Here is a 20,905-nt window from a genome sequence, read left to right as displayed (position 1 = left end):
GAATGGCGACCGATCATGTCTCGCCGCGAAGCGCGTCCGTGACCGGTGTCGGGAAGGCTTCGGCAATCGTTCAGAAGCGGGGGGCGTCGAACTCGGCCGGCTCGTCAGTGTAGACGCAGACGTTGGCATCCTCGATCAGGCCGTCCGGCGATTCGACCTGGGTCTCGAAGAAGGCCTGAATCTCGCGGCGCTGGCAGTGAGCCTCGAAGGCTTCGCGGTTGGCCCAGGTTTCATGGAAGACGATGGGGTAGCTGTCACCCTGGGCGAAGGGGCTGTCGATCTTCCGCGTCACGGTATAGCGCAGGCAGCCATCCTCGCGATGCGTGTTGGGCTCCAGTGCCTGCAAGGCCTCGAAGGCGGCCGCCTCATGGCCGGGCTTGGGCTTGAAACCGGCGATGCAGTAGATCTTGCGGGACATGCTACCTCCTGATGGATGAATGAACTGCTCGACCATAACACGGCGCCATTCGGCTCGGGAGTTCGTCTGGCCAGAATGCGCCTGCCTTTCTAGGCTTTGCCTGAAACTGCCTGTGCTCGACGACTTTTCAGGCCGACCCTGGGCTGACGCCGGCCAGGCGAGATACGCCGTGTTTCCATCTTCAGGGAGAATCACCATGTTGCTCGAAGGTTCCTGCCACTGCGGCGCGGTACGCTTTCGCGTCATGTCGCCGCATCCCTATCCCTTCAACCGTTGCTACTGCTCGATCTGTCGCAAGACGGCCGGCGGGGGCGGTTATGCGGTCAACCTGAGTGGCGAGGCGGATTCCCTGGTGGTCCATGGCGCCGAACACACGTCGATCTATCAAGCCGAGATCGATGGCCGGACGAGCCCCGGGGAGCGGCATTTCTGCGCCCGGTGTGCCAGTGCGCTCTGGGTCTTCGACCCTCGCTGGCCGGAGCTGGTGCATCCCTTCGCTTCGGCCATCGACAGCGAATTGCCGATACCGCCCGAACGGGTGCATCTCATGCTGGAAAGCAAGCCGGACTGGGTGGAGATCGAGTCGCGGGAGAGGGATCGCTGCTTCGCCGGCTATCCGGACGAGAGCATTGCCGAATGGCATGCGCGTCTCGGGCTCGACGAGGAATGAGGCAGGAAGCGTGAGAAACAGAACCCCGCCCGGCGGGGTGCCGGACGGGATCAAGGGATGGATCAGTGAAAGACGGCGAAGCTGTCCGCATTGATCAACATGTGCACCACCACGCTGGCCGCATACCCCAGGGCGATGACCGGGGCCCAGCGCATGTGGCCGGCGAAGGTGTAGATGCCGCGCGCCTGGCCCATCAAGGCCACGCCGGCGGCGGAGCCCACCGACAGCAGGCTGCCGCCCACGCCGGCGGTCAGGGTGATCAGCAACCAGTTGCCCATGGACATGTCGGGTTCCATGGAGATGACGGCGAACATCACCGGGATGTTGTCGACCACCGCCGAGACCATGCCCAGCACGATGTTCGCCCAGACGGGGTCCCAACCGGCGTACAGGGTCTCGGAGAGCAGGCTCAGGTAGCCCATGAAGCCCAGGCCGCCCACGGACATTACCACGCCGTAGAAGAACAGCAGGGTATCCCACTCGGAGCGAGCGACCCGGGTGAAGACATCGAAGGGCACCACGCTGCCCAGGGCCTCCAGCTTGCGCCAGTCGCCACGCTGGCTGTAGCGGGTGCGCTTGCGCTCCAGCGAGCGCGGCAGGCTGCGGCGCAGGTAATAGCCGAAGAATTGCAGAAAGCCGAGGCCCGTCATCATGCCGAGCGCCGGAGGCAGGTGCAGCATGGTATGGCAGAGCACCGAGATGACGATCGTCAGCAGGAACAGGCAGACGATGCGTCGTGCACCGCGCTTGAGCCAGATGCCTTCCTCGAGGGCGGCCGGCTTGCGGTTCTTGATGAACAGGCTCATCACGACTGCCGGCACCAGATAGTTCACCAGCGAGGGGCCGAGCAGCTCGAAGAATTCCTGGAACTCGACCAGCTTGGCCTGCCAGACCATCAGGGTCGTGATGTCGCCGAAGGGGCTGAAGGCGCCGCCGGCGTTGGAGGCCACGACCACATTGATACAGCAGAGATTGATGAAGCGCTTGTCGCCCTCGGCAACCTTGAGTACCACGGCGCACATCAGCATGGCGGTGGTGAGGTTGTTGGCGATGGTCGAGATCCAGAAGGCGAGAATGCCGGTGATCCAGAACAGCGAACGGTAGCTGAAGCCCTTTTCCACCAGCCAGGCGCGCAGCTTGTCGAAGACGCGGCGCTCTTCCATGGCGTTGATGTAGGTCATGGCCACCAGCAGGAAGAGCAACAGCTCGCTGTATTCCAGCAGGGTGTCGCTGAAGGCCTCTTCGGCGGCATCGGGCAGGCCGGAATGGACATAGACCCAGCCGATCAACCCCCAGATCAAGCCGGCGGCGACCAGTACCGGCTTGGACTTGCGCATGTGCAGTTTCTCTTCGGCCATCACCAGGGCATAGGCGGCCAGGAAGAGGGTGACGGCGATGAAGCCGGGCAGGGTATAGGTCAGGTCCAGCTCGCCGGCGGAAGCGGCCTGGGCGAAGGGGCTGAACAGCAGGATCGACAGCGCGAGCACGAGAAAGCCTGGCCACCGGGCGCTGTGCCGGAGCCAGTGTGGGGAACGATGGCTTGTCAGCATGACGGAAGCATCCTGAGGTAGGAGGGGGGAAAGGGTCGAAAAACGAGGCGCATTTTACACCAAAGAAACAGTGTTCGCCATTTGTTGAGTCGGCTAATCAACCCCTTTCGGCGATTTTTTTGCTGCACTGCATCCAAGCTTCGCCCAGCGAGGACTGGTGGTATCTGGGCTACACTGTCCTGTCGTCGAGACACCGATATCGCGGAGTCCGAATGTCTTCCCGAGAATCCGTTGAGCCCCTGCAGCCAGTTTTCAGGCAAGGCGTGGCACCGCTGGTGTTGCCGCGTCTCGTCATCCAGCGCCTGTTGCCGGCCCCGCCACTGCGCCCCTGGGTCGACCACTACTGGTTCGTGCAGGGGCCGCCGCCGGATGCGCCGACCCGGGACAAGCTCTACCCCGATGGTGGGGTCACCCTGACCTTCAGGCGCCTCGATACCACGGCACCGTCCGCCGGCTGGGACATCGCCCGGCGGACGGTGGCGGCCTATACCACCACCGTGGGGGCCACCCTCGGCATCCGGTTCCGTCCCGGGGGCGCCTTCCAGTTGTTCGGCATGTCGCTGGAGGCACTGGACGATGCTGATCAATGGGAAAGATGGGCGCCCGATGACTGGAAGGCATTGCGAGATAGCCTGCCGGATCTATCGCTGGAAGCGCGGCTGGCGCGTCTCGATGCCTGGTTGCTGGCCAGGGCGGAGGCGAATGGACCCCGAATCGGTCATGTGCAGCGACTCCTGCCGCTGATCGACAACGGGCACTTCAGGATCGACCGGGTGGTGGCCAACCATGGGCTGAGCCGCCGTACTCTCGAGCGGACCTTTCGGCACCAGGTGGGATTGGCACCCGCGCAGATGGACCTGCTGCAACGCCTCAAGCACGCCAGGGCCCTGTTGTCGGGAGCCGAGGAGTCATCGATCAGCCAGGTCGCCCTGGCATGCGGCTTTCATGACCAGGCTCACTTTACCCATCGCTTTCGCCGCCATGTCGGGGAGACGCCGGGTGAGTATCGTCGGCGCAAGAGAAGCACTACATAAATGCCTGCGCCTGCAAATCGCGTCGTTACGCGGTGCTCGAAAGCTCGCCTAACCCCTCGTTATGTCTCGCTTTCTGTGCTCCGTGCGCCTTGCGCTTCACTATGCTCGGCTGATTTATTCAGCGCTTCCCAAGTTGGCGCAAATCTACAAGGCGTGATATCGGTTCGCGCGCATGCTGGGCACTCCATTTCCCGATCAGGAGTGCATCATGCAAGAGCATGTTTCCCGTGCCGACTTCTATCGCCTGCAGCCCGCCCTGGTGCAAGGGCTCCAGTCGACCCAGGAGGCCGTGCAAGCGGCGGGCATCGAACCGGGCTTGATCCATCTGGTCTTCCTGCGTGCTTCCCAACTCAATGGCTGTGCCTTCTGCCAGCGGATGCATTCCGAGGAGGCGCGTGGCGATGGCGAACGGCAGGCACGTCTCGACGTGCTGCCGGCCTGGCGAGAGTCACCCGGTTTCAGCGAGCGTGAGCGAGCGGCGCTGGCCTGGACGGAAGCACTGACCCTGCTGGCCGAGAGCGACGTCGACCAGTCGCTTCGCGACCGGGTGAGGGCGAGCTTCAGTCTTGAGGAGCAACTGAGCCTCACCTCCCTGGTGGTGGTTATCAACGGCTGGAATCGGATCGTGCTGTCCTGCGGGTTCCGGCCCGAGATAGACGAAGGGTAGTGGCCCGTATCAGGGATTCTCTTCCCACCGCTCGTCGAGGATGAAAAAGCCATCCGCCCGTCCGGCGGGCGGTGGCCGACAGGCATCATCGGGTCGCCGCGGCAGAAGGCTGCGGTGCTCGGTGATGCCCAGGTCGTCGAGTTGATGGGGCACTCCGTGCCCATCGCTGAGGTGGCGAAGCCCCATCAGCCCGACCACCAGTCTGTCGTTCGCCGTGGCCTCGGCCAGGCCACTGGCCATGGCGCGGTCCCAGACCAGTTGCGCGTCGATGAAGCGCTCGAGCCCCTTTTCGCCGGCGTCGGCAGCGTGATCGTGAGCGGCGAAGACGTCCGCGAGATCGGCGCGATAGGCGGGTGACGCCGGTGCCGGGGCGGTCATGCCGAATCTGCCTTCCGGCGGGACGGCGTGCCAGCCACCTTCCACCAGACGTCGCTGCAGGTCGGTGCTGACATTCAGGGCCTTCAGGGGCACGCCCTGCATGCGGGCGAAGTGCAGGATCGGCCAATACAGCTCGGGGTCGTAGCCCCAGGCGTCGGACCAGTCACTCGCCTCGAGGAACGCTGCTTCGCTCAATCCTCCCTCGACCCAGTCGTCCAGGGCCGGCTGCGCCTTGCGCGGCAGCATCTCCAGGCCGATCACCATGTCGGGGCGGAGAGCGTGAAGCCCCGCCAATGTCTGCAACTGCCAGCGATGGTGGGCGGTCTCATCATGCCGTTCACCGAGCATCACCACCGTCTGTTCGGCCAGGTCGTGCATCATGACATCGGTCGCGATGGGCGCTCCCGCGTCGTCCAGCCACTGCCCGGGGGCATGGCAGGGGGCCGCCTGGGCGTCGGATAACAGGGGGAAACCGACGAGCAGCGGAGCGACGCAGCGGGCAAGGCAGACGGTAGGGCGACGAGGTGGCATGCATGATTCCTGAAGCGAGGAGGACCATGACAGCCTATCGAGCCAGCCGGTCGGGGCAAAGCGGCAAGAGCAGGATCGCTGAACGATGGTGCTCGGCGACCAGGCGGGAATCGCGATATACAGGGCTCGGCGTTATCCTGTAACCAAGAGGAGCACCGGCACAGGAGCGCCATATGGCAACACACACCTCTGCAGCGAATACCGGCATCCCGGTCGGCATCAGTGCCTGCCTGACCGGCGAGGAGGTGCGTTACAACGGCGGTCACAAGCGGTCTCGCTATTGCCTGAATGTGCTGGCGGATTGTCTGCGTTTCGAGACCTTCTGTCCCGAGCTGGCGGCGGGGCTTGGCGTTCCGCGCGAACCGATCCGCCTGGTAGGGCGGCCTGGGGAAACGCCTCGTGCGCGGGGCACGAAAACGCCCGACCGGGATGTGACCGAGCGCATCGAGCGGGTCGGTGAGTCCTTCGTCGAGGCGCATCGTCACCTGCGCGGCTTTATCCTGATGAAGGGGTCGCCCAGCTGCGGGCTCGAACGGGTCAAGGTCTACCATGAGAACGGCATGCCCAGCCATGCCGATTCCGGCGTCTTCGTGCGCGTCCTTCGCCATCATTTTCCCGAGCTCCCGCTGGAAGAGGAGGCAAGGCTCAATGACCCGGCCTTGCGCGAGAACTTCATGACGCGCATCTATGCCCTCGACGACTGGAAGCGGAATGTCGAGGAGACGCCCAGCCATCATGCCCTGCTGCAGTTCCATAGCCGTCAGAAGCTCCTGTTGATGGCGCATCGGGTGGAGGCTTACCGCGAGCTGGGGCGTTATCTGGCCGAGGCCCATCGACGCCCACTGGACGAGACGCTGGCGTATTACCTGCCGGCCTTCATGGAGGCGTTGTCGAAACCCGCGTCGCGCAAGACCCATGTCAACGCCCTGTTGCACGTACTCGGCTATCTCAAACGCTCCCTGGATGGCGAGACGCGTCGCGATCTGCTCCAGTCGGTGGAAGAATATCGTTTGAAGCAGGTGCCCCTGGCGGTGCCGATGCGCTTGCTCAACCATTACCTGAAACGTCACGGCTCGGACTATATTTGCGGTCAGTCCTATCTCGATCCCCACCCCTATGAGCTCGGGCTGCGCAATGCCATCTGAGAGGCCATGATGACGCCGAGTCATGAACATCGCTTTCGGCATCTGGGGGCCTTGCTGGCCGAGTGGCAATCGGTGTGGCAACCCTTGCCTTTCCAGCATCGTCGGTTGCCCTGGGCGTCGCGGTATCCGGCGATGGCCGAGGCGTTGAGAGGGCTGTCCGACTACGAGACGGCTCGGTTGCAGGCCAGGCCCTTCGCGACGTCTCCCTTGTCATCGTGGCTACCCGTGGACGAACTGGCCTCGCTGGCGAGCCTGCCCGATCTGGCGACGCAGGGGCCGACACTGCCCGACGCCTGGGGCACCTTCGTCGGTGGCCGCAAGTGGCGCCAGATCCAGGCCTTCGCCCCTCTGGTGACGCCGGACGCCGATCTGGTGGAGTGGTGCGCTGGCAAGGGCCACCTGGCGCGCGGGGTGGGGCGCTGGCATGGCATCGGTGTCGAGGCCCTGGAGTGGCAGTCCGAACTGTGTCGCGCCGGAGGCGAGCTGGCGCGGCGTCAGGAGGTGGCGGTGCAGCTTCACCAGCAGGACGTGCTGGCCGAGGAGGCCAGCCGCTGGCTGACGCCGAAGACCCGGGTGATGGCGCTGCACGCCTGCGGCGACCTGCATGGTCGCCTGCTCGAACGGGCGGCCCGGCGCGGTACTGCGGTGATCCTGGCACCTTGCTGTTACCAGCGCACCGAGGCGGAGCACTACCGCCCCTTGTCCGAACAGGGGCGCCGCGAGATGGCCGAGCAGGGCTGGCGAATGCATCGCGATGACCTGGCGATGGCGGTTCAGGAAACCGTCACCGCGCCGGCGGGGGTTCGTCGCCAGCGCCAGCGTGCCAATGCCTGGCGCCTGGGATTCGATGCGCTGCAGCGGGATGTCTCGGGCCGGGACGCCTACCTGCCGGTGCCGAGCCTGTCCTACGGGCGAATGCCCGATGACTTTGCCGGTTTCTGCCGCTGGGCGGCCGAACGCAAGCGTCTGGCGCTGCCTGCCCGTCTCGACTGGGCGCATTATGAAACCGAAGGGTTCCGGCGCCTGGGTGAGGTCACCCGGCTCGAACTCGTGCGTCACTTGTTTCGACGTCCGCTGGAAGTCTGGCTGGCGCTGGATCGCGTCAGGTTGATGGAGGAAGCCGGCTTCCGGGTTCGCCTGGGTACCTTCTGCGAACGTCAACTGACACCGCGAAACCTGGTGATCGAGGCAACGCCGGCTCGTTGAAGCAAGGCCGGGGCGGGCGCCCCGGCCTCCGGCGCGTCAGAGGGTGTTTACAAATTACTGCGCTCGACCATACTTCGTTGAAATTCGGCTCGAAGTGCTCATTTAGTAGGGCTAAACTCCGCGCTTTGACTCGTGACATCCTTGTCACTCGCTCTTCGAGCAGCAGAACTGCCCAAATCGTCAGTCCTGACGATTTGTCGCCGAATTTCGCCTTGTCTGGCCGTCGCTCGTGACTTTTGTAAACACCCTCTCAGCGGGAACGGCTGAAAGCGCCGTGCTGGCTGCCGGTCATCAGTCGGTCGAACTCGCCGCCGCTCATGTGCACCAGGGTTTCGTGGTCGCCGGCCTCGAAATAGACATCCGGCTGATGGCGCAGGTGGTCGTCGAGGTAGACCTGCAGGCCATAGGCCTGCCCCACGGGAATGGCCGCTCCGGGGTCGCAGTCATCGAACTCGTGGCGCACCTCTTCCTCCGTGGCCAGCTCCAGATCTTCATGGAAGAGCTGCTCGAGTCGTTCCAGATCGGCATCGCGGTCGCTGGGCAACACGGCGACCCGATAGCCGGCATCGCCGTGCAGCATGACGGCCTTGGCCAACTGGTCGCCTTCGACGTGCGAGACGCGGGCGATACGGCTGGTCGAGACCGCGCGTGGATGGGGGACCTCCTCGTAATCGATATCGCAGGCGTGGAGATACTCCCGGATCGTCATCGGCATGGCCATGATGTCACCTCCTCGGCGCTGGGGCTGAACGATCATGCCTGGGGTCCTTGTGTGGCGTGGGTGGCGTCCATATCCGTCAGCATAGCGTTTCCTCGGGAGGTCCGCGCGATCTCTGGGCCTTTGCCGTCGTCCTGTTACAATGCTGCCACGTCGTACCGCCTGTGGCGGTGACGCAAGCGCGGCGGCCGGTGTTTCATGCGGTCGCGATGAGTCATGACATTGTGTTTCCTGGGCAGTTTTCAGGTAATGCCCAGGGGTTCTGGCGGGGTAACAGGGAATGAAGATCACCATTTTCGGCACCGGGTATGTGGGGCTCGTCACGGGCGCTTGTCTGGCCGATGTCGGCCACGATGTGTTGTGCATGGATGTGGATGCCGACAAGATCGCCCGGCTTGAGTCCGGTGAAATCCCCATTTTCGAGCCGGGGCTGGAGGAATTGGTGACCACCAATGCCGCGGCAGGGCGGCTGCGATTCACCACCGATGCCGCCACGGCGGTCGATTTCGGTATTCTGCAGTTCATCGCCGTCGGCACGCCGCCCGACGAGGACGGCAGCGCCGATCTGCAGTATGTGCTGGCGGTCGCCGAGACCATCGGTCGTCACATGAACGAGTTCAAGGTGGTCATCGACAAGTCCACGGTGCCGGTGGGAACGGCCGACCGGGTGAAGGGCGCCATCGCCGGCGTACTCGAGGAACGTGGCGAGACGATCGACTTCGAGGTCTGCTCGAATCCGGAGTTTCTCAAGGAAGGGGCGGCGATCGAGGACTTTACGCATGGCGCGCGCTTCGTGGTCGGCACCGGCTCCGAGCGGGTCCGCGAGTTGATGCGTGAATGCTACGCCCCCTACATCCGCTTGCAGGAAAAGCTGATGTTCATGGACGTGCGTGCCGCCGAGCTTACCAAGTATGCGGCCAACGCCATGCTCGCCACCAAGATCAGTTTCATGAACGAGATCGCCAACCTGGCGGAGCGCCTGGGCGCCGACGTGGAACAGGTGCGGCGTGGTATCGGCTCGGATCCCCGCATCGGCTACCACTTCATCTACCCGGGCTGCGGTTATGGCGGCTCCTGCTTTCCCAAGGACGTGCGTGCTCTGACGCGCACCGCCGGCGAGGTGCAGTACGAAGCACAGCTGTTGGATGCGGTGGAAGGCGTCAACCGCCGACAGAAACAGACCCTGTTCGACAAGCTGGAGCGCGCCTTCGATGGCGACCTGGCCGGCCGTACCATCGCTCTCTGGGGACTGGCCTTCAAGCCGAACACCGATGACATGCGTGATGCGCCGAGTCGTACCTTGATGGAAGCGCTGTGGCGTGCCGGCGCCAGGGTCCGGGCCTATGATCCCGAGGCCATGAATGAGTGCCGCCGCCTCTACGGCGAACGGGACGACCTGACACTGTCGGCATCACGGGAAGTGGCGATCCAGGGCGCCGACGCCCTGGTGATCTGTACCGAGTGGAAGGTCTTCCGCATGGTGGATTTCGACTGGCTGAAGCAACAGCTCGGCATGCCGGTGGTCGTCGACGGGCGCAATCTCTATGATCCCGAGACGGTGCGCAAGGCGGGGTTGATGTACTTTGCCGTGGGGCGCGGCGAGTCCCTGCAACGCTCCTGACCCTCCACCTTTCTTCGGTGACAAGCCTGCGCGAGGCTCTCAGTTAATTGCGGCACATGGATGTGCCGCCGCCGGGCGCGAGCCCGCGCCACGCCAGCAGGTCCACGTATCTGCGCCAGCGTGGGGTGGGCGACAATCGAAGAGATCAGGATGATCTATTTGATTGCCATGTTAATAGAAGGACCTCGCTTCGCCTTGTCCTCCTGGAAACTACCGACCGCCCTTGGGGATTCCCTGGCTAAGCGTTTTCCTGAAGTGCCCGTTCCAGCGTCTCCAGGCGTCCGGGCACCATCGCATCCTCCACCGCGGTGATGCGCAGGACATGGCCCAGGTCTGGATGAGCGGGGCGAGCGACCAGTTTGCCTTCTTCGAGCAGTTCCGCATGCACGCGTTTGGCGAGTTCGGCGCTGGCCAGGCGAATGCCGATGAAATTGGTGGCGCTCGGCAGGACATCGGCGCCCCGTTGCCGGAAATGGTCACCGAGGCGCTGTCGACGCTCGAGAACCTCGGCGATGTGCTGCCGGGTCTCGTCGGGGTGATCGAGCACCACCTCGGCGGCGGCCAGGGTCAGGGTCGAGACGGCATAGTGGATGCGTACCTTCATCAGCATGGCCAGGGTCTCGGGCTCGGCGATGGCGTAGCCGATGCGCAGCCCGGCCATGCCGTGTGCCTTGGAAAGGGTTCGGCAACGGATCACGCCCGGCGGCACCTCCGAGGCGAAGGGGGTATCGGCATCGTCGCGGAAATCGTGGTAGGCCTCGTCGAGCAGCAGCCAGCAATCATCGGGCAGGGCGTCGCGCAAGCGGCGGACGGCATCGTCGTCGTGCAGATGCCCGGTGGGATTGTCGGGGTTGGCCAGGTACACCAGGCGAGCCTTTTCCTCGTGCGCGGTGCGAGCCAGGGCGTCCAGGTCGGGGGCGAGCCGGTCGTGGCCCTCGTCGTAGGCGACCTCGATCAGGCGACATCCCTGCCCCCGGGCGAAATAGCCAAAGGTCGGATAGGTGCCCGCCGAGGCGATCACGCTGGTGTCGGGCGGGGCCACGGCCCGCAGCGCCAGAGCCAGCAGACTGTCGGCACCGGCATCCACCAGTAACGCCTCCACGGGAATGTCCTGCTGACGTGAAAGGCGTTCGCGGACCCCGAGCGCCTCGGCGTCGCCATAACAGTAGGCATGCTCGACCATGGCATCGCCGAAATGTCGGCGCAGTGCCGAGTGCGGCATGTCCAGGCCCTCGTTGGATCCCAGGCGATGGGGGATCTGGCGACCGATGCGGCGCTGGAGCACCCAGATGCCGGGGAAGGGGTTGTCCGGGCCGGGGGTATAGAGGTGGTCGGCGAATCGGGGCATGACATCTCCCTTGGATAACGGTGAAGGGCGAAGGTGAAGAGGGTCAGTGGTCGTCCCGGGCAGCGACGGTGACGACCTTGTGACGATTGAGCAGGCCGTGGGGGTCCAGGGCCTGCTTGAGGGTCGCCATCAGGGCGAGCTCGTCCGGCGAGCGCGAAACCGGTAGCCAGCCACGTTTCTCCAGGCCGATGCCGTGTTCCGCCGAGATCGAGCCCCCGAGCTTGGCCAGGGGCTCGTAGATGCAGCGTTCCACCCGGTGTCGGGTGTCGGCGTCGTCGCTGCTGACGCCGACCGAGAGATGCAGGTTGCCATCGCCCAGGTGGCCGAATACCACCAGGCGTCCGTCCGGCCAGCGCTCGCGAAGCGTCATCTCCACGTGTTCGACATAGGCGTCCATGTCACCGATCGGCAGGCTGACGTCGAAGGTCATCATGGGGGCCAGGAGACTGACCAGCCCCTCGATGTCCTCGCGAATGGCCCACAGGCCGTCGCGTTGGGCATCGGACTGGGCGATGGCGGCATCCGCCAAGAGGCCCGCCTCGAAGGCCGATTCGAAGGCCCGGTCGAAACGTTCCCCATGACGATCGGCATCGACGGCCTGAGATTCGATGATGACATAGAAGGGGGATTCGGTGCTCACGGGGGGAGCGTGACGGCCGCTGATCTCGGTGAGCAGGCGATAGTGGTTGCGCCACATGGCCTCGAAGGCGCTGAGCTCGCCACCGAGCGTCTGGCGCATGTGGCCGAGCAGCCCGGTCAGGGCGTCGAAGGACGGGCAGGCGACCAGGGCGGCTCGGGTGTCCGGCATGGCGGGCTGCAGGCGAAGCACGGCTCGGGTGACGATGCCCAGGGTGCCTTCGCTGCCGATGAACAGTTGCTTGAGATCATAGCCGGCGTTGTTCTTGAGCATCGGGCTCATGGAGCTGATGATGCGGCCATCGGCCAGCACCGCTTCCAGCCCCAGCACCTGCTGACGCATCATGCCGTAGCGGATCACCCGGTTACCGCCGGCATTGGTGGCGATGTTGCCGCCGATGGTGCAGCTGCCTCGCGCCCCTAGATCGAGGGCAAACTGCAGGCCGGCTTCCTCGGCGGCCTCCTGGACCTTCTGCAGCGGTGCACCGGCCTGGACGGTGAGGGTGGCGCCGACCGGGTCGATGGCCTCGATGGCGTCGAGGCGCTCCAGCGAGATCACCAGTTCCTCGGATGACGCCTCGGCACCGTGCACCAGGCCGGTCAGGCCACCGTGGGTCACCACCGGTTGGCGAGCCGCATGGCAGAGGCGCAATGTCTCGGCCAGTTCGTCCGGTGTGCCGGGGCGAACGATGGCGGCGGCGAGGCAGGGCGCACCGGTCAACCAGTCGACGGAGCGGGCAGTGACGTCGTCGCCGGTGAGCACTGCGTTGTCGCCGAGGCGCTCGCGCAGTCGGTCGAGCAGGGCGGAGAGGGAGGTCGATGGCTGGTGTTCCATAGTGTCCATATCGGTTCCGTGTCGTGCCCATCGGGGGATCAGGATTGAGAGACCGCGAGCGTGTCATGGTCTCGGGATTGGCGTGAGCGTCCGGGGATGGCATCGAGCAGGCTTCGTGTATAGGCCTCGCGGGGCTGCCGGAAGATGTCTTCGGCGCGCCCCTGCTCGACGATGCGTCCGTGTTGCATGACGATCAAGCGATCGCATACCTGGGCGGCGACCCGCAGGTCATGGGTGATGAACAGCAGCGACAGCGAAAACCGCCGTTGCAGATCTCCCAACAGCTCGAGTACCTGGGCCTGGATCGAGACATCGAGGGCCGAGACGGCTTCATCGGCGACGATCAGTTCCGGCTCCAGGGCGAGGGCTCGGGCGATGCCGATGCGCTGCCGCTGTCCGCCGGAGAACTCATGGGGAAAGCGTTCGGCGGCATCGCCGAGTCCCACCATCTCGAGCAGTTCACGGGCGCGCTTCAGAGCTTGATGACGTGGTACGCCACTGGCGATAGGACCCTGGGCAATGGCCAGGCCGACACGCGTGCGTGGGTTGAGCGAGGCGAAGGGATCCTGAAAGACCATCTGGATGCGGTGCCGCTGACGGCGCAGGGCGTCGCCCTTGAGGTCGCTCAAGTTGGTACCATCCAGCAGCAGTTCGCCGCTGTCGGGGCGTTCGAGTCGTACGACGCAGCGCCCGAGCGTCGACTTTCCGGACCCCGATTCGCCGACGATGCCGATGGTCTCGCCGCGTGACAGTGAAAAGGACACATCGTCCAGGGCGTGTACCTCGCGGGTCGGCTTGAACAGCCCACCTCGCGAGCGGAAGGTGCGGCTGAGGCGGCGGACCTCGAGCAGCGGGTCGCCGGTTCGAGCCTCCCGCCGGGCGGGTGCCGCATCGCTGGGGATGGCATCGATGAGCGCTCGGGTGTAGGCATGGCGTGGGTGGTCGAGCACCTCGGAGGCGGTGCCCATCTCGACGATGCGCCCATCGCGCATGACACAGACGCGATCGGCGATCTCGGCGACCACACCGAAGTCGTGCGTGATGAACATGACGGCCATGCCGTGCTTGACCTGCAGGTCGCGAATCAAGTCGAGAATCTGGGCCTGGGTCGTGACGTCCAGGGCCGTGGTTGGTTCGTCGGCAATCAGCAAGGTGGGTTCGAGTGCCAGGGCCATGGCGATCACCACGCGTTGACGCTGACCGCCCGAGAGTTCGAAGGGATAGGCACGCAGGGCCTTCTCGGGCTGTGGAAGGCCGACCTCGGTCAACAATGCCAAGGCCCTGTCTCGGCGTTCAGTGGCCTTGAGGCGGCCGTGGGCTTCGAATACCTCGGAAATCTGAGCGCCGACGCGCATCAAGGGGTTGAGCGCTGTCATGGGCTCCTGAAAGATCATGCCGATGCGCAGGCCGCGTAGTTGCCGGTGTCGCGACTCGTCGAGTTCCAGCAGGTTCTCGCCTTCGAACAAGGCCTGACCGGCCACAGGACGGACACCTTCGGGCAAGAGCCCCATGACGGTATTGGCGGCCATCGACTTGCCCGAGCCGGATTCCCCCACTACGCAGAGGATCTCGCCCGCGGCGACGTCGTAGCCGATTCCCTCTACCGCGTATCGGCGTTCGGCACCTTCGGGCAGAGTCACGCTCAAGTCCCGCAGGCTCAGTACGGCATCGCTCATGTCGCGCTCTCCTGATGGCGTTTTCGGGTGAGCCGGGGGTTGAGCGCATCGTCCAGCCCCTCCCCGACCAGGTTGAGCGCCAGTACGGTCAGCAGAATGGCGAGCCCGGGGAAAAAACTCAGCCACCAGGCCTGACGAATCACGGTACGTGCGGCGCCAATCATGTAGCCCCAGGACATCACGTTGGGATCGCCGAGTCCGAGGAACGACAGGGCCGACTCGAGCAGGATGGCGGTGGCGACCATCAACGAGGCCAGTACGATGATTGGCGACAGGGTGTTGGGCAGGATCTGTCGCAGAATGATGGTGGTGTTCGACTGGCCGATCAGACGGGCTGCCTCGACGTATTCGCGATGTCGCAACGAGAGGAATTCGGCGCGCACGAGTCGAGCCACCGGCGGCCAGCTGACCAGCGCGATGGCGACCACGATCGAGGTCACGCTGGGTTGCATGATCGCTACCAGCACGATGGCCAGGGCGAAGTTGGGGATGGTCTGGAAGAATTCGGTGAAGCGCATCAGCGCGTCGTCGATCAGCCCGCCGTGGTAACCCGCCACGGCGCCCAGCGGCACGCCGATGACCAATGCCACGGCGGTCGAGACCAGGCCGATCAACAAGGAGACCCAGGCACCGTGCATCAAGCCGGCGGCGACGTTGCGCCCCATGGTGTCGGTGCCCAGCCAGAATCCATCGACCTCGAAGGGTGCCAGGAAGGGGCGCTGGACCATGCGCCAGGGAGATTCGGGGAACAGGATGGGCGCCAGCGCTGCCATCAACATGATCAGACCGAGGATGATCAGGCCTGCCAGGGCGCCGCGGTTGCGGGCGAAACGGGCGAAGAAGCTCATGTTGCCTCCTTGATCCGTGGGTCCGCCAGGCGGTAGACGAGGTCGGTGACGATGTTGAACAGGATCACCAGGGCCGCCGAGAAGAAGAAGATGCCCAGCAGCAGGTTGTAGTCACGCTGCATCAGTGCCTCGTACATCAGGCGGCCAATGCCGGGCCAGGCGAATACCGTCTCGGTGAGGATGGCACCACCGACCATCTGGCCGGCCTGCAGACCGGCCAGGGTGATGATCGGCAGCAGGGCATTGCGCAGGATATGACGACGCTGGATCACCCCCGATTTCAGCCCCTTGGCCCTGGCCGTCTTGACGAAGTCCTGCTGGGCGGCATCGAGCATCGGTGCCCGCGTCATGCGGGTATAGATGGCCATGAAGAATAGGCCGAGGGTGGTGGCGGGCAGGATGAGGTGCTTGGCCACGTCCAGCACATGGGCCCAGCCGGTCAGTTCAGCCCCGACGGTGAACATGCCGTAGGCAGGCAACCAGTCGAGATAGACCGAGAACAGTACGACGGCCATCAGTGCCACCCAGAACAATGGCGTGGCGTAGAAGAGCAGGGCAATGGCCATGATCACGGACCCCGACACCCGTTTGGCGCGTTTGGCCGCCATGGCACCGGCCAGGATGCCGAGACCGAGGGACAGGACGAAGGCGGTACCGGTCAGCAGCAGGGTTGCCGGCAGACGCTCGAGTATCAGGTCGAGTACCGGCATCTGCTGGCGGTAGGAATAGCCGAAGTCCAGGGTGGCGATGCCGGAAACGTACTCCCACAACTGTACGTACAAGGGTTGATCGAGGCCGAAGCGTTCTCTCAACTGTTGCAGGAACTGCTCGTCGCTGGCACCGGCTTCGCCGGCGAGGATGGCGGCGGGGTCGCCCGGTGCCAGTTGGATGAGCACGAAGTTGAAAACGATGATCAGCAACAGTACGACAATGGCCTTGAGCAGCCGCATCAGTATCAGACGGGCATAGAGCATGCGAGTGCCTCATGACGAAACAGGGTGGCGGGGCGGTGAACCGCCCCGGCATGTCACTGGTCGATCCAGGCGTCCTTGAAACCGTCGTTGACGCCGACACCCGAGGTAATCAGGTTCTTGACGTTGCAGCGGTAAATGGTCGGGAAACCGAGCTCCAGCAGCCAACCTACCGGTACGTCTTCCTGCAGGATCTCCTGAACATCGTGATAAAGCGCTTCGCGCTCGCTGTCCGGGTGAGCCGTGGCGGCTCGTGCGAACAGGTCGTCGACCTCGGCATTCTCGTAACCCTCGACATTGTTCCAGGGCGAGCCTTTCTCTATGTTGTCCGAGAGGTAGGTCCGAGAAATGCCTAGTGCGGGATCGCCGTACTGATAGAGGTAGGTGAAGGCCAGGTCGAAGTCCCAGTCACCGAGACGCTGATTCCAACCCCCCACGTCGGTAGCCTCGGTGCGAACGTTGATGCCGACTTCCTTGAGATTCTGCTGCACGGCTTCAGCCCAGCGATTCCAGGTCTCGCCGTAGGGCAGAGGCAGCAGTGTGACTTCTTCACCGTCATAGCCCATATCATCTAACAGTTCACGGGCACGATCGGGATTGTGGTCGTAGGGAGAAAGCGACTCGTTCTGGAAACGGGCATTGGAGCCGAAGGCGCCGAGGGGTACCTTGCCCATGCCGTTCCACAGCACGTCACGGGCGAACTCGCGATCCATGGCGTACATCACGGCCTGCCGGAACCGCTTGTCGGCCGTGGGACCCTCGCGGTTGTTCATCCACAGCATGGCGAAAGGGCTGAAATATTCGTGTCCCTTGTCGCTGACGCAGGTATTGTCCATGGCGGTCAATCGCGGGATGTCGAAATTCTCCACGGTGCCGTAGGGCAAGACGTCGACGGTGCCGTTTTCGTAAGCGATTGCCCGGGACGCACCGTCGGGGATGATGTGCCAGTTGATGCCATCCAGATAGGGCAAGTCGTCCTGGTAGTAATCTTCGTTGCGGGTCAGTTTGATGACGGTGCCGCGATCCCAGCTCTCGAACTCGAAGGGGCCGGTACCGATGGGATGGTTGTTGGCCTCATTTTCGCGGAAATCGGTGCCCGCATAGATGTGTTCGGGCACCATCGTGAAAGTGCCGGCTTCGAAGGAGAGCAGGAAAGGACCGAAGGGCTGTTTCAGGGTAAAGACCACGGTGTGATCGTCGGCTGCCTCGATAGTCTCGACATGCTGTAGCACGGCGCGAGCACTGGGGTTGAGTTCGCGATGGAAGACATCGGCCGAGAACACCACATCTTCGGCGGTGAAGGGCTCGCCATCATGCCAGGTCACGTCGTCACGAAGGTGGAAGGTGTAGGTCAGGCCATCGTCACTGACATCCCAGGATTCGGCCAGTTGGGGAGTCGGTTCCAGGTCGGTCGTGTAGCGCAACAGGCCTTCGTAGATGTTGCCGGCCACGGTACGTGTCGGCGCGTTCTGAATCATGCCGAGCACCAGGCCGGGGGGCTCCGGCTGGATGATGGTATCGATCACGCCACCATGCTGAGGTGTCTGGTCGTTGCCTTCCTGGGCGGAGATGACGCTCGAATTGAGCAGCGACAAGCCGGCCAGGGCGGCGATGAAAGGCATCTTCATGCGGTTCACCTTGATTTGTTGACGTTGTTATCGGAGTCGCGATGGTATCCGGGTGCCTCCCGGGGAACGCTATTGAACATAGCAGCGAGAAGAAAAACTGTCGACAGTCGGCAATCGACTATCGACACAAAGGCATTCTTCGCCATACTGGGTAATATTCAACGCCTTTCCGGAATGCCCAAATGTCCGAGCCTTCAGACACCAAGCCATTCATCCAGCAACGCAATCTGGTGGATCAGGTGGCCGATTACCTGACTCAGGCGATTATTCAACGGCGCTATGTGCCCGGTGAACGTCTCTCCGAAGTCAGCCTGGCTGGAGATCTCGGCATCAGTCGTGCGCCGGTGCGCGAGGCAGCGCGGCTGCTCGAGAGCCGTGGCTTGCTGGTATCGCGGCCACGTCGAGGGTTCTTCGTGCGCGCCCTCGAGGCTCGTGAACTGGGGGACATCTTTGACCTGCGTCTGGCTCTCGAGCGACATGCTATCGAGCACCTGGTGAAGCATTACGATACGGAAGTGGAAAAGCGCTTGAGTCGGCAGGTCGAGCGGATGTGCGAGATTGCTGATAGCGGTGCCGATGAAGGTGCTCGGATCGAGGAAGATCTAAGGTTTCATCGACTCATGTTCGAGGCAACGGGCAACCATCGTCTGCTCCGGGCGTTCGAGGATCTATCCCATGAACTTCGGCTGTGCATTGCCTTGATCGGCAAGACTCACGAGGCGCCGGACAGTATCGCCGGCTCTCACTGGTGGTTGCTGGAGGCCCTGAAGAGTGGTGATGCTCGGTCATGCCGGAAAGCCATCGATTACCATATCGGCGTGGCGCGAGACTATGTGATCCAGGGAGTGCACGAAGCGCAGGTTCGCTGAGCCTGTTCAGTCTGGGCGGGTCAGGCTGTCCCAGGCGCTCATGGCGCAGTCCGCGACGCCGAGCAGCTCCTCCCGCGAGGCGCCGTCCCGGGCCTGGATCGACATGCCGTGCTGCACGGTCGCGTAGAAAGTGGCGATGGCGTGGCAGTTCGTGCCCTCGGGGAGTTCTCCCTCGTCGACGGCGCGCCGCAGACGCGTCTCCAGGTAATCCCGGTTGCCGCGCCGGTGTCGCTCCAGTTCGCGGCTGATCGACGGATTGGAGCCCCGGGGCTGGGGGGAGGCGAGCACGATCATGCAACCCCGTGACGGGTCGCGGCAGGTAAAGGCCCTGGCCGTGGCATCCAGGACATGGGCGATGGCGTCCCGAGCGGTTGCCAGGCTGTCGACTGGCTCCCAGATGCCACTTCCGGCGGTCTTCACGTAGAACGCCATTGCCTCCTGGAACAGGGCCTCCTTGCTGCCGAAGGCCGCATACAGGCTGGGGGAATTGATGCCCATGGCGTGCGTCAATTCGCCCAGGGAGGCGTTGTCGAAGCCTCGTTCCCAGAACACTTCCATGGCCCGTGCCAGAGCCGTTTCCCTGTCGAAGCCGCGTGGCCTGCCGCGTGCTGCCATACCGGCCTCCCTTTATGTGTCGTTCAATACAAAAATATCTTGACAGGGTCGAGGATGTCCAGCCATCGTTATTTTTGTATTGATCAATACATAAATGATTCGATCCTTTTGAGCGCAAGAGATGATGGGAGAGGAAGCATGACCCAACTGACAGGCAAGGTAGCGTTGGTGACGGGAGGCAGCCGGGGCATCGGCGCCGCGGTGGCGAAGCGGTTGGCCGGTGATGGCGCCACGGTCGCCCTGACCTATGTCGGCAGCGAGGACAAGGCGCGAGCCGTGGTGGCGGATATCGAGCAGGAGGGCGGTCGCGCCATGGCGATTCAGGCCGACAGTCGTGACGATCGTTCCATCGAGAATGCAGTGGAGCGTGTGGCATCGAGCTTCGGCGGACTCGATATCCTGGTCAACAATGCCGGGGTATTTCTGATCGGGGATATCGGCGAGCTGGAGCGTGATGACCTGGACCGCACTCTGGAGACCAACCTGCGTGCTCCCTTCGTGGCCATTCAGGCGGCGGCGCGTCACATGCGTGACGAAGGGCGCATCGTGTCGATCGGCAGCAATCTCGGGCCGCGCGTCCCCTGGCCGGGGCTCAGCCTTTACGCGATGAGCAAGACCGGCCTGATCGGGCTCACCAAGGGAGCCGCCCGGGATCTGGGGCCGCGCGGGATCACCGTCAATGTCGTGCATCCGGGGTCGACGAATACCGACATGAATCCCGCCGATGGCGACTTGTCGGATCTGCAGCGTGGCGTCATGGCGATTCCTCGCTATAACGAGGCCGACGATGTGGCGAACCTGGTGGGCTGGCTGGCAGGGCCCGAGGGGCGCTCGGTGACCGGAGCGGAATTCACCGTCGATGGAGGGGCCAATGCATGACCTCGCGTCTTGATACCGTGAAGGCCTATTTCCGGCGGGTGGATGCCGATGATCCCTCGGTGACGGTGTTGTTCTCCGAGGATGTCAGCTTCTATTTCCCCAAGTTCGGCCCGGCGTCGGGGAAGGCGGCACTGGTCGAGTTCGGGAAACGCATTCGCCGGGAGGTGCCCGAACTGGTCCACGATATCGATGCTTTTCACTATATCGTCGACGACGACCATGTCGTGGTGGAGGGGACCGAGTCCGGGCGACTGCGGGATGGCACGGCATGGCCCGATGGCGAGATCTCTCAGGGACGCTTCTGTAGTGTCTTCGCCTTCGAAGGCGACTTGATCTGTCGCATGCACATCTATGTCGATCCCGATTTCGGCAATGCCGATCAGGCTCGGCTGGACGTCCTGCGAGCCTGAGCGTTGTCGGAAAAGTCGACATCGCTTCCAGCCGGAGGGCCGGGCGTCTCGAGGCGCCCGGCCCTCCGGCTGTTCTCGTCACGGTATCTCCCCCGGGAACATCCGTCCGGGGCTGTGGTCGACCCCAGCATGAAGCTCCCAGGCGGTATGAAGGGAGCAGCCGACATACATCAAGGGAAACACTGCACAAATGCCTGCGCGGGCAAATCACTGCGCTATAGCCGCCATCCATGGCGGCTACCCTGCGGGCCC

The 20,905-nt window shown here is 63.8% G+C and carries 20 protein-coding genes; 9 read left to right on the top strand and 11 right to left on the bottom strand.

Going from position 1 to position 20,905, the window contains the following annotated elements:
- Positions 1-70: 70 nt before the first annotated feature.
- Entirely contained in the window at positions 71-418 is a 348-nt protein-coding gene (locus LU493_RS15025) for a putative quinol monooxygenase (RefSeq protein WP_275288608.1), read from the bottom strand.
- Between the two features lie 196 nt (positions 419-614).
- On the opposite strand from LU493_RS15025, the gene LU493_RS15020 reads away from it, so the two are divergent.
- Positions 615-1,088 (top strand): GFA family protein, encoded by a 474-nt coding sequence (locus LU493_RS15020; protein ID WP_275288607.1) that lies wholly within the window; start codon positions 615-617, stop codon positions 1,086-1,088.
- Positions 1,089-1,150: 62 nt separating this feature from the next.
- Here LU493_RS15020 and nhaD read toward each other — a convergent pair whose 3' ends face one another.
- Positions 1,151-2,638, bottom strand: coding sequence for a sodium:proton antiporter NhaD (gene nhaD, locus LU493_RS15015; RefSeq protein WP_275288606.1), 1,488 nt, complete (start codon positions 2,636-2,638; stop codon positions 1,151-1,153).
- Positions 2,639-2,850: 212 nt separating this feature from the next.
- Here nhaD and LU493_RS15010 point away from each other — a divergent pair, with 212 nt between their 5' ends.
- A complete protein-coding gene (locus LU493_RS15010; protein ID WP_275288605.1) occupies positions 2,851-3,672 on the top strand; it encodes an AraC family transcriptional regulator in 822 nt (273 codons plus the stop codon).
- A 208-nt stretch (positions 3,673-3,880) separates the two neighbouring features.
- Positions 3,881-4,339, top strand: a complete 459-nt coding sequence (locus LU493_RS15005) for a carboxymuconolactone decarboxylase family protein (protein ID WP_275288604.1) — start codon at positions 3,881-3,883, stop codon at positions 4,337-4,339.
- A gap of 9 nt (positions 4,340-4,348) precedes the next feature.
- On the opposite strand, the gene LU493_RS15000 is transcribed toward LU493_RS15005, so the two are convergent.
- Positions 4,349-5,248: a ChaN family lipoprotein gene (locus LU493_RS15000; RefSeq protein WP_275288603.1), complete on the bottom strand. Its 900-nt coding sequence runs from the start codon at positions 5,246-5,248 to the stop codon at positions 4,349-4,351.
- 173 nt (positions 5,249-5,421) lie between these two features.
- On the opposite strand from LU493_RS15000, the gene LU493_RS14995 reads away from it, so the two are divergent.
- Together LU493_RS14995 and LU493_RS14990 are read left to right on the top strand one after the other, a co-directional pair.
- Entirely contained in the window at positions 5,422-6,393 is a 972-nt protein-coding gene (locus LU493_RS14995; protein WP_275288602.1) for a YbgA family protein, read from the top strand.
- Positions 6,394-6,399: 6 nt separating this feature from the next.
- The gene (locus LU493_RS14990) at positions 6,400-7,599 is read left to right on the top strand and encodes a methyltransferase (RefSeq protein ID WP_275288601.1); all 1,200 of its coding nucleotides are present in this window, start codon (positions 6,400-6,402) and stop codon (positions 7,597-7,599) included.
- A 250-nt stretch (positions 7,600-7,849) separates the two neighbouring features.
- Here the strand turns inward: LU493_RS14990 and LU493_RS14985 are convergent, their stop codons facing one another.
- On the bottom strand, positions 7,850-8,356 hold the full coding sequence (locus LU493_RS14985; RefSeq protein WP_275288600.1) for an aminoacyl-tRNA deacylase: 507 nt from the start codon (positions 8,354-8,356) through the stop codon (positions 7,850-7,852).
- 241 nt (positions 8,357-8,597) lie between these two features.
- Between LU493_RS14985 and LU493_RS14980 the strand changes: the two genes are divergently transcribed.
- Positions 8,598-9,938 (top strand): UDP-glucose dehydrogenase family protein, encoded by a 1,341-nt coding sequence (locus LU493_RS14980; protein ID WP_275288599.1) that lies wholly within the window; start codon positions 8,598-8,600, stop codon positions 9,936-9,938.
- Positions 9,939-10,176: 238 nt separating this feature from the next.
- On the opposite strand, the gene LU493_RS14975 is transcribed toward LU493_RS14980, so the two are convergent.
- The 6 genes from LU493_RS14975 to LU493_RS14950 are packed head-to-tail and all read right to left on the bottom strand — an operon-like array spanning position 10,177 to position 17,880.
- On the bottom strand, positions 10,177-11,286 hold the full coding sequence (locus tag LU493_RS14975) for a pyridoxal phosphate-dependent aminotransferase (RefSeq protein ID WP_275288598.1): 1,110 nt from the start codon (positions 11,284-11,286) through the stop codon (positions 10,177-10,179).
- Positions 11,287-11,329: 43 nt separating this feature from the next.
- Positions 11,330-12,766, bottom strand: a complete 1,437-nt coding sequence (locus LU493_RS14970; RefSeq protein ID WP_275288597.1) for an FAD-binding oxidoreductase — start codon at positions 12,764-12,766, stop codon at positions 11,330-11,332.
- Between the two features lie 29 nt (positions 12,767-12,795).
- Entirely contained in the window at positions 12,796-14,433 is a 1,638-nt protein-coding gene (locus LU493_RS14965; RefSeq protein WP_275288596.1) for an ABC transporter ATP-binding protein, read from the bottom strand.
- The gene (locus LU493_RS14960; protein ID WP_275288595.1) at positions 14,430-15,281 is read right to left on the bottom strand and encodes an ABC transporter permease; all 852 of its coding nucleotides are present in this window, start codon (positions 15,279-15,281) and stop codon (positions 14,430-14,432) included. Before LU493_RS14960 ends, LU493_RS14965 begins: the two co-directional genes overlap by 4 nt.
- Positions 15,278-16,255: an ABC transporter permease gene (locus LU493_RS14955; protein WP_275288594.1), complete on the bottom strand. Its 978-nt coding sequence runs from the start codon at positions 16,253-16,255 to the stop codon at positions 15,278-15,280. The genes LU493_RS14960 and LU493_RS14955 overlap by 4 nt, the downstream gene beginning before the upstream one ends.
- 53 nt (positions 16,256-16,308) lie before the next feature.
- Positions 16,309-17,880, bottom strand: a complete 1,572-nt coding sequence (locus tag LU493_RS14950) for an ABC transporter substrate-binding protein (RefSeq protein ID WP_275288593.1) — start codon at positions 17,878-17,880, stop codon at positions 16,309-16,311.
- Between the two features lie 182 nt (positions 17,881-18,062).
- Between LU493_RS14950 and LU493_RS14945 the strand changes: the two genes are divergently transcribed.
- Positions 18,063-18,749, top strand: coding sequence for a GntR family transcriptional regulator (locus tag LU493_RS14945; RefSeq protein WP_275288592.1), 687 nt, complete (start codon positions 18,063-18,065; stop codon positions 18,747-18,749).
- A gap of 6 nt (positions 18,750-18,755) precedes the next feature.
- On the opposite strand, the gene LU493_RS14940 is transcribed toward LU493_RS14945, so the two are convergent.
- Positions 18,756-19,364 carry a TetR/AcrR family transcriptional regulator gene (locus tag LU493_RS14940; protein ID WP_275288591.1) on the bottom strand — a complete coding sequence of 203 codons (609 nt, stop codon included), beginning with the start codon at positions 19,362-19,364 and terminating at the stop codon, positions 18,756-18,758.
- A 138-nt stretch (positions 19,365-19,502) separates the two neighbouring features.
- Here LU493_RS14940 and LU493_RS14935 point away from each other — a divergent pair, with 138 nt between their 5' ends.
- Both LU493_RS14935 and LU493_RS14930 read left to right on the top strand, forming a co-directional pair.
- Entirely contained in the window at positions 19,503-20,243 is a 741-nt protein-coding gene (locus LU493_RS14935) for an SDR family NAD(P)-dependent oxidoreductase (protein WP_275288590.1), read from the top strand.
- The gene (locus tag LU493_RS14930) at positions 20,240-20,653 is read left to right on the top strand and encodes a nuclear transport factor 2 family protein (RefSeq protein WP_275288589.1); all 414 of its coding nucleotides are present in this window, start codon (positions 20,240-20,242) and stop codon (positions 20,651-20,653) included. Before LU493_RS14935 ends, LU493_RS14930 begins: the two co-directional genes overlap by 4 nt.
- Positions 20,654-20,905: the final 252 nt, after the last annotated feature.

It is taken from the genome of Halomonas elongata, assembly GCF_029081005.1.
Classification (GTDB): Bacteria; Pseudomonadota; Gammaproteobacteria; order Pseudomonadales; family Halomonadaceae; genus Halomonas; species Halomonas elongata_B.
This window is presented reverse-complemented; position numbering and strand designations above follow the sequence as displayed.